The organism is Mycetohabitans sp. B2 (assembly GCF_021733735.1).
Classification (GTDB): domain Bacteria; phylum Pseudomonadota; class Gammaproteobacteria; order Burkholderiales; family Burkholderiaceae; genus Mycetohabitans; species Mycetohabitans rhizoxinica.
In genome coordinates, this window is sequence record NZ_JAHKSP010000062.1 from 1 (window position 1) to 11,832 (window position 11,832).

Annotated in this window: 7 protein-coding genes and 1 pseudogene; 3 read left to right on the top strand and 5 right to left on the bottom strand. The window is 61.8% G+C overall.

Features of this window, described 5'->3' with window-relative positions; translation table 11 throughout:
• The 3 genes and pseudogenes from KPG66_RS14360 to KPG66_RS14370 all read left to right on the top strand — a co-directional run.
• Positions 1-3,694, top strand: a 3,694-nt coding sequence (locus KPG66_RS14360; protein ID WP_237071259.1) for a non-ribosomal peptide synthetase, incomplete at its 5' end; no start/stop codon positions are given.
• Between the two features lie 118 nt (positions 3,695-3,812).
• Positions 3,813-4,072: pseudogene (locus KPG66_RS18080) on the top strand (IS110 family transposase); the annotation flags it as partial.
• Positions 4,073-4,870: 798 nt separating this feature from the next.
• Positions 4,871-5,341, top strand: a complete 471-nt coding sequence (locus KPG66_RS14370; protein WP_041754933.1) for a hypothetical protein — start codon at positions 4,871-4,873, stop codon at positions 5,339-5,341.
• A gap of 41 nt (positions 5,342-5,382) precedes the next feature.
• Here KPG66_RS14370 and KPG66_RS17620 read toward each other — a convergent pair whose 3' ends face one another.
• The 5 genes from KPG66_RS17620 to prpB form a co-directional block, all read right to left on the bottom strand.
• Entirely contained in the window at positions 5,383-5,517 is a 135-nt protein-coding gene (locus tag KPG66_RS17620) for a hypothetical protein (protein WP_255743540.1), read from the bottom strand.
• 296 nt (positions 5,518-5,813) lie between these two features.
• Complete coding sequence (gene prpF / locus KPG66_RS14375) at positions 5,814-7,010, bottom strand: 2-methylaconitate cis-trans isomerase PrpF (RefSeq protein WP_041754655.1); 1,197 nt, start codon at positions 7,008-7,010, stop codon at positions 5,814-5,816.
• A 15-nt stretch (positions 7,011-7,025) separates the two neighbouring features.
• Positions 7,026-9,623, bottom strand: coding sequence for a Fe/S-dependent 2-methylisocitrate dehydratase AcnD (gene acnD, locus KPG66_RS14380; protein ID WP_237071260.1), 2,598 nt, complete (start codon positions 9,621-9,623; stop codon positions 7,026-7,028).
• A complete protein-coding gene (gene prpC / locus KPG66_RS14385) occupies positions 9,620-10,798 on the bottom strand; it encodes a bifunctional 2-methylcitrate synthase/citrate synthase (RefSeq protein WP_013428334.1) in 1,179 nt (392 codons plus the stop codon). The genes acnD and prpC overlap by 4 nt, the downstream gene beginning before the upstream one ends.
• Positions 10,799-10,821: 23 nt before the next feature.
• A complete protein-coding gene (gene prpB, locus KPG66_RS14390) occupies positions 10,822-11,727 on the bottom strand; it encodes a methylisocitrate lyase (protein ID WP_013428335.1) in 906 nt (301 codons plus the stop codon).
• Between the last annotated feature and the right edge of the window lie 105 nt (positions 11,728-11,832).

The window sequence follows — 11,832 nt, forward strand, 5'->3', positions numbered from 1 at the left end:
GGAAGGCGTGTCCATGCCCGCGCAAGTGGTGTGGCGCCACGCGCGGCTGCCGGTCACCGAGCTGACGTTGGACGCCGCTGACGGGCCGATCGCGGAGCAATTGGCGCGGCGCTTTGATCCGCGTCACACGCGGCTGGATCTGATGCAAGCGCCGCTGCTGCATTGTGCGATTGCACAGGATAGTGAGGGGCGCTGGCTGCTCACGCAGCGGCTGCATCATTTGATTAGCGATCACTCGACGCTGGACGTGATGCACGCGGAGGTGCGCGCGTTCATCGAGGGCCGAGGCGACGCACTGCCACCGGCGCAGCCGTTCCGCTACCTGGTCGCGCAAGCGCGTCTGGGTGTCAGCCAAGCCGAACACGAGCACTTTTTTACTGAGCTGCTCGCTGACGTGGAGCCGACATTGCCGTTTGGGCTCGCGCAGGTACAGCGCGACGGCAGTGAGGTAAGCGAGTCACACCGGATGCTGCCGTCGGCGTTGACCGATCGGCTGCGTGCGCATGCGCGGCGCCTGGGCGTGAGCTTAGCGAGTCTGTGTCACTTGGCGTGGGCGCAGGTGCTGGCCCGCGCGAGCGGCCAACAACGCGTGGTGTTTGGCACCGTGTTGTTTGGGCGCATGCAAGCGGGTGAGGGCGCCGATCGTGCGATGGGGCTCTTTATCAATATGCTGCCGCTGCGCGTGGATTTGGATGGCAGTGTGCAGGCCGCCGTGCATGCGACGCATGCGCGGCTGGCCGCGTTGCTCGAGCATGAGCACGCGTCGCTGGCGCTGGCGCAGCGCTGCAGCGGCGTGCCGGCGGACATGCCGCTCTTTAGTGCGATGCTCAATTACCGGCACAATGCAATGGGCTCGGATGAGCGCAGCGGGCTACCGGGTGTCGAACTGTTGAGCGCGCAGGAGCGCACCCATTACCCAATCGGGCTGTCAGTGGACGATGATGGGCAGTCGTTGGGGCTAACGGCCCAAAGCGTGCCGCCGCTGGAGCCCGAGCGGGTGTGCGCGTATATGCAGCAGGCGCTACAAAGCTTGGCTGACGCGCTCGAGGCGACGCCCGACACCGCCGTGCAGCAGTTGCAGGTGCTGCCCGAAGCGGAGCGCCAGTTGTTACTTAACATATGGAATGAGACGCAGCGGGATTATCCGTCGCACTTGTGCGTGCACCAACTATTCGAAGCGCAAGTCGAGCGCACACCCGAGGCGCCGGCGCTGGTCTATGAAGATCAAACGTTCAGTTATGCGCAGCTGAACGCACAAGCCAATCGCCTCGCGCACCAGTTGATCGAGCTGGGCGTTAAGCCGGACACGTGCGTGGCGATTTGCGTGCAGCGCAGTGCCGCGCTGGTCGTGGGGCTGCTGGCGATTTTGAAGGCTGGGGGCGCGTATGTGCCGCTCGATCCGAGCTATCCGGGCGAGCGCTTGGCGCACATTCTCACCGATGCGGCACCGAGCATTGTGCTGGCGGATGCAGCCGGGCGCGCTGCGTTGGGCGAGGCGGCGTTGGCCGAGTGTACGGTGCTCGATCCGGCTACCCTGCCGGCGTTGCCGGACACGAATCCGTCGGTGGCGGGCCTGACGGCCCGACATCTGGCGTATGTGATCTATACGTCGGGTTCGACCGGCACCCCGAAGGGCGTGATGGTGCCACATCATGCGATTGCACGGCTGGTCATCAACAATGACTATGTTGACATTTGCACCGGTGATCGTGTGGCGTTCGCAGCGAACCCGGCTTTCGACGCGAGCACGTTTGAAGTGTGGGCACCACTGTTGAATGGCGCCACCGTTGTGGTGATCGATCATGACACGGTGCTAATGCCCGCTGCGTTTGCGCACACTTTGCGCGAACAGCACATCAGCATCTTGTGGCTCACCGTTGGCTTGTTTAATCAGATGGCCGCACAGGTGGACACGGCCTTCTCTCAACTCAAGGTATTGATTGTCGGAGGAGACGTGTTGGATGCGAGGTTGGTTGCGCGAGTGATGCGCGAGTCACCTCCTGAGCAGCTAATCAACGGTTACGGTCCGACCGAGAGCACCACGTTTGCGACGACTTACAAGATCACGTCCGTTCCGGAAACAAACGCCAGCCTCCCGATTGGCCGGCCGATTGCGAACACGCGCGTTTATCTGCTCGATGCGCACGGCCAGCCAGTGCCACTGGGTGCGGTGGGCGAGCTGTATATTGGTGGCGCGGGCGTGGCACGCGGCTATCTGAACCGGCCCGAACTCACCGCTGAGCGCTTTGTGCGCGATCCGTTCTCAGATGAAGCCGATGCACGGTTGTATAAGACCGGGGATTTGGTGCGTTATTTACCGGACGGCAATCTAGAGTTCTTGGGGCGCAACGACGACCAAATCAAGATTCGCGGCTTTCGGATTGAACCGGGTGAGATCGAAGCGTGTTTAACGGCGCATCCGCAGGTGCGTGATGCGGTGGTGCTGGCAACAGGGGAGGGCTCGGCTAAGCGGCTGGTGGCGTATGTGCAGGCCGAAGCGGACGAGCCACTGGCGAGCACACTGCGCGCGCAGTTGGCGGCGAGGCTGCCTGAGTATATGGTGCCCAGTGCGTTTGTGCGGTTGGATGCGTTTCCGCTGACACCCAACGGCAAGCTTGATCGGCGTGCACTGCCCGCACCGGATGACGCGGCGCTGGCGCATCAAGCGTATGAAGCGCCGCAAGGCGAGTTGGAGATGACGCTCGCGGCGATCTGGGCCGAGCTATTGGGTGTCGAACGTGTGGGTCGGCACGACAGCTTCTTTGCGCTCGGGGGCCACTCGCTACTCGCGATGCGCCTGATCAATCGTGTACGCACAGCGTTAGAGGTTGACCTTGCTATTCGCACGCTATTTGAGACTCCCACCCTCGCAGGCTTAGCACGCCATTTAGTTAAACGTGACGGGATTCAAGAAAACTCGTTTTCTGTTCTCCTTCCTCTTAAACCCACAGGCAGCCGCCCTGCTCTTTTCTGTATTCATCCCGGATTTGGTTTGAGCTGGAGCTATATGGGGTTGTCCAGTTACCTTCACCCGGATCAGCCCCTCTATGGCTTGCAGGCTCGCGGACTCGATGGAACAAGCCCACTTGCGTCTACTCTTGACGAGATGGTGTCAGACTATCTTGAGCACATGCGCCGTGTTCAACCCAAAGGGCCTTACTGCTTATTAGGATGGAGCTTTGGTGGCAATGTGGCACATAGCATGGCTGTTCGACTCGAACATCAAGGCGAAAAAGTGGCGTTGCTGGCGTTACTGGATAGCACTCCTCTTGTGGGCAGCAACGCCTTTGCAGAGAAAGAAAACCAACTTGACCAAGCGATGGTTAGAGATGTGTTCGCCTACCACTATAGCAATGAATTAGTTTCGGCGATGGATGAGCAATTATTGGAAAACACCGAGGAAATTGCAAAGAATAACTTGTGTATCGTTAGAGATTATTCTCCATCGCAGTATGGCGGTAATGCGCTATTGTTTCGAGCCACGGTGGCAGAGGCTGGATGTGAAACGCTCGTCTCACCCGATGCGTGGAACCCGTATGTGTTTGGAGGGATAGAGGTTCATGACGTTCACTGTAGCCACGGAGAAATGCTTAAGCCAGAACCCACGGCCATTATTGGTTCCACCCTAGCCTGTAAGCTAGATAAATGGGAAAGCCAGCAGGCGCAAAAAGTGAACACGGAGGAATTGAAATGAACATCGCCCACCCGTGAGCGGTGCCAGCAACGAGGTGGCGGGCCCTCACGGGCCAACGGTATCAGAGTGCTCAATGGAAGTTCATGAGGGTCTTCACAGGCAAACCGGATGGTCCGAGATGAAGCTTACATCAGTTGGAATCGACATTGCCGAGAGCGTATATCAGATCCATTACGCGATCTTGCGTCCGGTGCAACCCATGGCAAAGTTCTCAAACGCGCTAAACGCGTGCCGTTCTTCGCCAACTGGCCAGCGAGTCGCGTGGTTATGGAAGCATGTGGCAGCACTCATGACTGGGCTCGGCTCTTAACACGGCTTGGTCACCATGTGCGGCTCATCGCTGCCCAGTTTGTGCGGCCATTCGTGAAGTCGAATAAGACTCTATGGTCCTCTCCGTTTTTGCAACACTGATTTCTGATGCTGTGATTGGCTTGCGTGAATTTATCCGGCGTCTGGAGAGGGATTTAATCCCATACGCGCTAACCAAAAAAGCTTTCTGCGAAAATGTGGTTAGATAAACAAAAATACTGAGAGAGACGTGCAAAGCAAATGCGAGCAGGAGAGGCTACCGGGTTGGTCGACGCTATTTAGGCTGTTGCCGGCTGGTTGGGAGGAACAGGCAAGAACATTAGGGGCCTTGAAGTCCGGGCGTCGCTTTACAACGCAGAGCCTGCTGCGTACGCTGCTGATTTATCTGAGCGAAGACTGTTTGATGCGAGAGGCAGCGCAGCGTGTAAGTCACGAGGAACTGGCTCAGATGTCGGCGGCCGCGTTGGGGAAGGGCAGGTCGTCGGCTCGTGCACGGGCCTCGATGATAGGGTGCACCATGCGGATAGGCCGGCAGGATCAGCGGTGAGGCCAGCGTTTGGTGCAGCGAGATCGATTGTGCGGTTCTCCGCTTGCCGGATCGTGGGGCGAGAATAGCCTCGCTCGTCCGGCTCGATGGTAGCCCGCTCAAAGTGTGGCAGTCGGTAAACGCGTGAAGCAGCGCGTAGTGGCTTGTGCCGGTGCATGGGTGCCATACACGACCACGTACGTCTATGACGTGCCGCCGTGAACCTGCTTCAATGCGTTGCGTCGCGACACTGGCGGGCGTGATGCGGTAAGGTACCGGTTCGAGTAAACTGTATACCTTTACGAACGCGCGGCATGCGCACGACTTTATTGATCAGAATCATGCGCTTACTCGGCTACCGCACCCTATTCGCCGGCGTAGCGTTCGTCACGCTATGCGGACAGGCTTGCGCGGACGTGGCCGACGGCACGCACATGGCCAGCCGCTCACTCGATGATGCGCTGGCGTGCCAGTTGCGTGCCCATGATTTCATTGCGCCGCTGGTGGACGAGGGCTTGATCGGTCCGAAGGCGTCACGCGTCGAAGACAACTCGGTCAATGCGTTCTTTCCGGTACGCGGCGCGGACTTGCGCGCCTTTGGATTTTCGGTAATTGCGGTCGTCGGCTACCAGAAGGACGATCCGTTGTTTCGGCAAGGTCGGGGCAAACCCATCGGCGACTCGGCCTACGGCGTCGTGGTAATGGGAACCACCCAGCGAGTCAAGGCCCGCGCCGAACACGCTGGCAGTCCGGCGATCGTCCACCATGTCGGCCCACTCGTGACGGCGATCTTCTGCGACGCGCAGCGCTGATGCATCGCGAGTTGCCAGTAGGCCGGCGTCCGGGCTGGCGTTCAGCGTATGCCGGCGCGGCGCGATATCGCCGCTGCCAGCGCGAGCGGCATGGCCAGTGCCGTCAACCTGATCATCCGCGCGGCCGGCGCGCGGGCGCCATGCTGCACGCACACGGCCTTGCAATTGATGGACATGGGGGGTGCCTCCCTACATATCGCGCGAGCCCCACATCCGTGCGTCGGTGTAGCCGGTGCACGTTGCTGTGGTAGACAGCACGGCCCAGGTTTCAGGCAGCGTGTCGCAGTCCGCAATCCGCGTGGCACGTGCCGCGTGCTGCGTGCCACGTACTGACAGATTAGGTACCTGAGGTAGGCCCCGACGTTCCGCTCCCGAATGTCGATTCGCAGCCTTCGTTACTGCCGCAGGGCGATCCGGAACCCGTGTCGCTCGGCAGACCGCCGGCGCACGAACTAGACAGGCCCGCGCCGCACTAGCGCAGCAGCAGTGTATCGGCCGGCACGCGCACCGAGCCTTCCATGAGCACGCGTGCGCTGCGGCTCATCAACGCCTTGGTCACGATCCATTCGCCGTTGACGCGGCTCGCCTCGGCCCCGACGCGCAGCGTGCCGGACGGGTGTCCAAAGCGCACCGCGTGGCGCTCGCCGCCGCCTGCCGCGCGGTTGACCAGCGTGCCGGGCACTGCCGCCGCCGCGCCGATCGCGACGGCGGCAGTGCCCATCATCGCGTGATGCAGCTTGCCCATCGACATCGCACGCACCAGCAGGTCGATGTCGGACGCGGCGACCTGCTTGCCATTGGACGCGACGTAGTCGGCCGGCCGGGCCACGAACGCTAGCTTCGGCGTGTGCTGCCGCGTCGCGATTTCGTCAATGCACGAGATAAGCCCCATGCGCAATGCGCCATGGGCGCGGACGATCTCGAGCTTGGCCAACGCGCCTGCGTCGCCGTTGATCGCGTCTTGCAATTCCGTGCCGTTGTAGCCGAGCGCTTCGGCCTCGATAAAGATCGTCGGGATGCCGGCATTGATCATCGTCGCTTGCAGCACGCCGATACCCGGAATGTCCAGTTCGTCCACGAGGTTGCCGGTCGGGAACATCGAACCGCCGCCTTCATCGTCGGAGGATGGGTCCATGAACTCGAGCGGCACTTCCGCGGCTGGGAATGTTACGCCATCAAGTTCGAAATCACCGGTCTCCTGCACCGCACCGTTCACGATCGGCACATGCGCGATGATCGTCTTGCCGATATTCGCCTGCCAGATCCGTACGGTGGCGATACCGTCGCGCGGGATGCGCGACGCGTCCACCAGGCCGTGGCTGATCGCAAACGGTCCCACGGCCGCCGACAGGTTGCCGCAGTTGCCGCTCCAGTCAACGAACGGGCGGTCGATCGCTACCTGCCCGAACAAATAGTCCACGTCATGGTCGGGGCGCTCACTGCGGGACAGAATCACGGTCTTGCTGGTGCTCGACGTGGCCCCGCCCATGCCGTCGATCTGCTTGCCGTACGGGTCGGGACTGCCGACCACGCGCAGCAGCAGCGCGTCGCGCACCGCACCGGGCTGCTGTGCGGGGCCGGGTAGGTCCTGCAGCCGGAAGAACACGCCCTTGCTGGTTCCGCCGCGCATGTAGGTGGCGGGGATCTTAATTTGGGATGAGTGAGCCATCAAAGTGTTGCTCCGTCACGCGGCCGCTTTCGCCGATTCGAGAAAGTCTTTCGCAAAACGCTGCAGCACGCCACCTGCTTCGTAGATCGAGACCTCCTCGGCCGTGTCGAGCCGGCAGGTGACCGGGACATCAATGCGCCCGCCGTCACGGCGATGGATCACCAGCGTGAGATCGGCGCCCGGCTTGCGCTCGCCGATCACATCGAAGGTCTCAGTACCGTCGATGCCCAGCGTGATGCGGTTGACGCCGGACTTGAACTCCAGCGGCAGCACGCCCATGCCGATCAAGTTGGTGCGGTGGATGCGCTCGAAGCCTTCCGCGACGATGGCCTCGACGCCGGCCAGCCTCACGCCCTTGGCGGCCCAGTCACGCGACGAACCTTGCCCGTAATCGGCGCCGGCAATGACGATCAGTGGTTGCTTGCGCGCCATATAGGTTTCGATGGCCTCCCACATGCGCATGACCTTGCCCTCCGGCTCGACGCGCGCGAGCGAACCCATCTTGACCTCGCCGTTTTTCAAGACCATCTCGTTTTTCAGCGTTGGGTTCGCGAACGTCGCGCGCTGGGCGGTCAGGTGGTCGCCGCGGTGGGTCGCGTACGAGTTGAAGTCTTCTTCCGGTAGGCCCATCTTGGCGAGATACTCGCCGGCGGCGCTATCAGCTAGGATCGCGTTGGAGGGCGATAGGTGATCGGTGGTGATGTTGTCGCCGAGCACCGCGAGCGGGCGCATGCCGCGCAACGTGCGCTCCCCGGCGAGTGCACCCTCCCAGTACGGCGGACGGCGAATGTAGGTGCTGCGCTCACGCCAGTCGTACAGCGGGCTGGCCTGCTGACCCACGTCAACGCTGAGCGCAAACATCGGTTCGTACACCTTGCGAAAGTGCTCTGGCTTGACGCTAGCCGCAACCAGCGCGTCGATTTCGTCATCGCTGGGCCAGATGTCGTGCAGCGTGACCGGGTGACCATCGCGGTCGAGGCCGAGTACGTCGCGTTCGATATTGAAACGGATCGTGCCGGCGATCGCGTACGCTACCACCAGCGGCGGCGAGGCAAGAAACGCTTGCTTCGCATACGGGTGGATCCGGCCGTCGAAGTTCCGGTTACCGGACAACACTGCGGTTGCATACAAGTTGCGCTCGACGATTTCCTTTTGGATAACCGGGTCAAGCGCGCCGGACATGCCGTTGCACGATGTACATGCGTATGCGACGACACCAAAACCCAATTGCTCCAGTTCCGGCAGCAGTTGCGCGTCCTGCAGATACAGCGTGACGGCCTTTGAGCCGGGAGCCAGTGAGCTTTTCACCCACGGCTTGCGGGTCAGCCCTCGCCGGTTCGCGTTGCGTGCCAGCAGACCCGCGGCAATCATGTTGCGCGGGTTGTTGGTGTTGGTGCAACTGGTGATGGCCGCGATAATCACCGCGCCGTCAGGCATGCGGCCGGGCGTGCGCTCGACCTTGCCGCTGATGCCGCGTGCGGCCAACTCCGAGGTGGGCACGCGCTTGTGCGGATTGGACGGACCGGCGATGTTGCGTACCACGGTTGATAGGTCGAACTCGAGCACACGCTCGTATTGCACGTGTGTCAGCGTGTCGGCCCAGAGGCCGGTGTTCTTCGCATATTGCTCGACCAGCGCGACCAACTCGTCGCTGCGACCGGTCAGCCGCAGGTACTGGATCGTCTGCTCGTCGATGTAGAACATGGCCGCGGTGGCGCCGAACTCGGGCGCCATGTTCGAGATCGTCGCGCGGTCACCGAGCGTCAGACTGGCAGCGCCCTCGCCATAGAACTCAAGGTAGGCCGACACGACCTTTTCTTGACGCAGGAACTCAGTGAGAGCCAGCACGATGTCGGTGGCGGTGATGCCGGCTCTAGGCTTGCCGCTCAGCTTCACGCCGACGATATCCGGCAAACGCATCCACGACGCGCGCCCCAGCATCACGCTTTCCGCCTCTAGCCCGCCCACCCCAACGGCGATTACGCCCAGCGCATCAACCATTGGCGTATGCGAATCGGTGCCAACGAGCGTGTCGGGGAAGGCGACACCATCGTTGACCTGCACGACCGGACTCATGCGCTCCAGGTTGATCTGATGCAGGATCCCGTTGCCGGGCGGGATGACGTCGACGTTGCGAAATGCCTTCTTGGTCCAGTTGATAAAGTCAAAGCGGTCTTCGTTGCGGCGATCCTCGATCGCGCGGTTCTTCTCGAACGCGTCCTTGTCATCGCCGCCGCATTCAACCGCCAGTGAATGATCGACTACCAGCTGGGTCGGCACGACCGGATTGACCCGTGACGGATCGCCGCCACGCGCCGCGATCGCGTCGCGCAGCCCGGCGAGATCGACGAACGCGGTCTGGCCCAGGATGTCATGGCAGACGACACGCGCCGGATACCAGGGAAAATCCAATTCGCGCTTGCGCTCGATGAGCTGCGATAGAGACGCGTCAAGCGTGGCCGGATCGCACCGGCGCACCAGGTTCTCGGCCAATACCCGCGACGTATACGGCAGGCCGTCGTAGGCGCCCGGCGCCAGCGCATCGACGGCAGCGCGCGCGTCGAAGAAATCCAAGCCGGTGCCTGGCAGTGGTTTTCTGTAAGCGGTATTCATCGGCATGAGACCCGCTTTTCGAGCGGCACGAACGGCAGGTTTTCCGGGCCAGTATAGTGGGCACTCGGGCGGATGATCTTATTGTCCACACGCTGCTCAATGATGTGCGCGGCCCAGCCAGACGTGCGCGCGATGACGAACAGCGGCGTGAACATCGCGGTGGGCACGCTCATCAGGTGGTACGACACCGCGCTGAACCAGTCCAGGTTCGGAAACATCTTCTTGATGTCCCACATCACGGTCTCCAGGCGCTCGGCAATGTCAAACAGCTTGGTGTTGGACGCCTCCTTCGATAGTTTTCTGGCGACTTCTTTGATCACCTTATTGCGCGGATCGGAGATCGTGTAGACAGGGTGGCCAAAGCCGATTATCACTTCCTTGTTTTCGATGCGGCGACGGATGTCAGCTTCGGCTTCATCGGGGGTGGCGTAGCGCGATTGGATCTCGAATGCGACTTCGTTTGCGCCGCCGTGTTTCGGGCCACGCAGCGCGCCGATTGCCCCGGTGATCGCCGAGTAGATGTCTGAGCCTGTGCCGGCAATCACGCGGCTGGTAAACGTCGATGCGTTGAACTCGTGCTCGGCGTACAGGTTCAGCGACACGTGCATCGCATCGACCCATGAGCGCGTCGGCGCCTTGCCGTGTAGCAGGTGCAGGAAATGACCACCGATCGAGTCGTCATCCGTTTCGACGTCGATGCGCTTGCCGTTGTGCGAGTAGTGGTACCAGTACAGCAGGATCGAGCCTAGCGAGGCCATCAGCCGGTCCGCGATATCTCGTGCGCCGGGCAGAGTGTGATCGTCCTTTTCGGGCAGCACGGTACCGAGCACGGAGACACCCGAGCGCATGACGTCCATCGGATGGGCCGACGCCGGGATGGATTCGAGTACCGCCTTGACGTTCGCCGGCAGCCCGCGCAGTGCCTTGAGCTTGACCTTGTAGGCGGTGAGCTCGGACACGGTCGGCAGCTTGCCGTGCACCAGCAGGTAGGCGACTTCTTCGAACTCGCATGCGCCGGCCAACTCCAGGATATCGTAGCCCCGATAGTGCAAGTCATTGCCGGTGCGCCCGACCGTGCACAGCGCGGTATTGCCGGCGGCCACGCCGGACAGCGCGACCGACTTCTTCGGCTTGAAGGCGCCCGTTGCCGGCTTGTTGTTGTCTGCTTCGCTCATGGTTTCGTCTCCGGACTCAAGCGTTACTTGTTAGCGTTGTTAGCGGCGAACAGCGCGTCGAGCTTCTGTTCGTATGCGTGATAGCCCAGGTAGTGATACAGATCAGCGCGCGTCTGCATGGTTGGCACAGCGGCCTTCTGCGTGCCATCGCGCAGCACAGTTTGATAAAAGTTCAGCGCTGCTGCGTTCATTGCTCGATAGGCGCCGCAGCAGTACAGTGCGATGTCCACATCGACTTCGCGCAGTTCGTCAACAGTGAACAGCGGGGTCGCGCCGAACTCGGTCAGATTTGCCAGGATTGGCACCTTGACCGCGGCCTTGAAGCAACGGTAGTCGTCCAGCGTGCGCATGGCCTCGGGAAAGATCATATCGGCGCCGGCTTCGACATAGGCGAGTGCTCGCTCGATCGCGGCGTCCAAGCCCTCGGCAGCGGCGGCATCGGTGCGCGCCATGATGACGAACTGCTCGTCGGTGCGCGCGTCTACCGCCGCCTTCACACGGTCAACCATTTCGTTGGTCGGCACACATTCCTTGCCTGGCCGGTGACCGCAGCGTTTCTGGCCGACCTGATCCTCGAGATGCACGGCCGCCACCCCCGCCTTGATGAACGAGCGGATGGTGCGCGCGATGTTGAACGCGCCGCCCCAGCCGGTATCGATGTCGACCAGCAGCGGCAGTGAGGTTGCATCGGTGATGCGGCGCGCATCGATCAGCACGTCTTCCATCGTGCTGATGCCCAGGTCTGGCAAGCCGAGTGAATTCGCCGCGACGCCGCCGCCGGACAGGTAGACGGCCTTGAAGCCGACAGCCTCGGCCATCTTCGCCGCATAGGCAGTGATCGCGCCGACCACTTGCAGCGGCTGGGCTTGGGCAACAGCGGCGCGGAACTTGGCACCCGCGCTGGCGGGCTGGGGTGGGGGTGGGTTCATTGTCGCTCCAGGAAAACAACGGCGTTTAAGCAAGTGCCGAGCCAATGGCCGATGAAAGCGTCAACGCCTTGATTTTTCGGGCTGCGTCGGCTCGGCAGTTGTGGC

Excerpts from the sequence above, each read along its gene's own strand:
- KPG66_RS14370 (WP_041754933.1), top strand. The coding sequence starts at position 4,871 with ATGCGCTTACTCGGCTACCGCACCCTATTCGCCGGCGTAGCGTTCGTC.
- KPG66_RS17620 (WP_255743540.1), bottom strand. The coding sequence starts at position 5,517 with ATGTCCATCAATTGCAAGGCCGTGTGCGTGCAGCATGGCGCCCGCGCG.
- prpF (WP_041754655.1), bottom strand. The coding sequence starts at position 7,010 with ATGGCTCACTCATCCCAAATTAAGATCCCCGCCACCTACATGCGCGGC.
- acnD (WP_237071260.1), bottom strand. The coding sequence starts at position 9,623 with ATGAATACCGCTTACAGAAAACCACTGCCAGGCACCGGCTTGGATTTC.
- prpC (WP_013428334.1), bottom strand. The coding sequence starts at position 10,798 with ATGAGCGAAGCAGACAACAACAAGCCGGCAACGGGCGCCTTCAAGCCG.
- prpB (WP_013428335.1), bottom strand. The coding sequence starts at position 11,727 with ATGAACCCACCCCCACCCCAGCCCGCCAGCGCGGGTGCCAAGTTCCGC.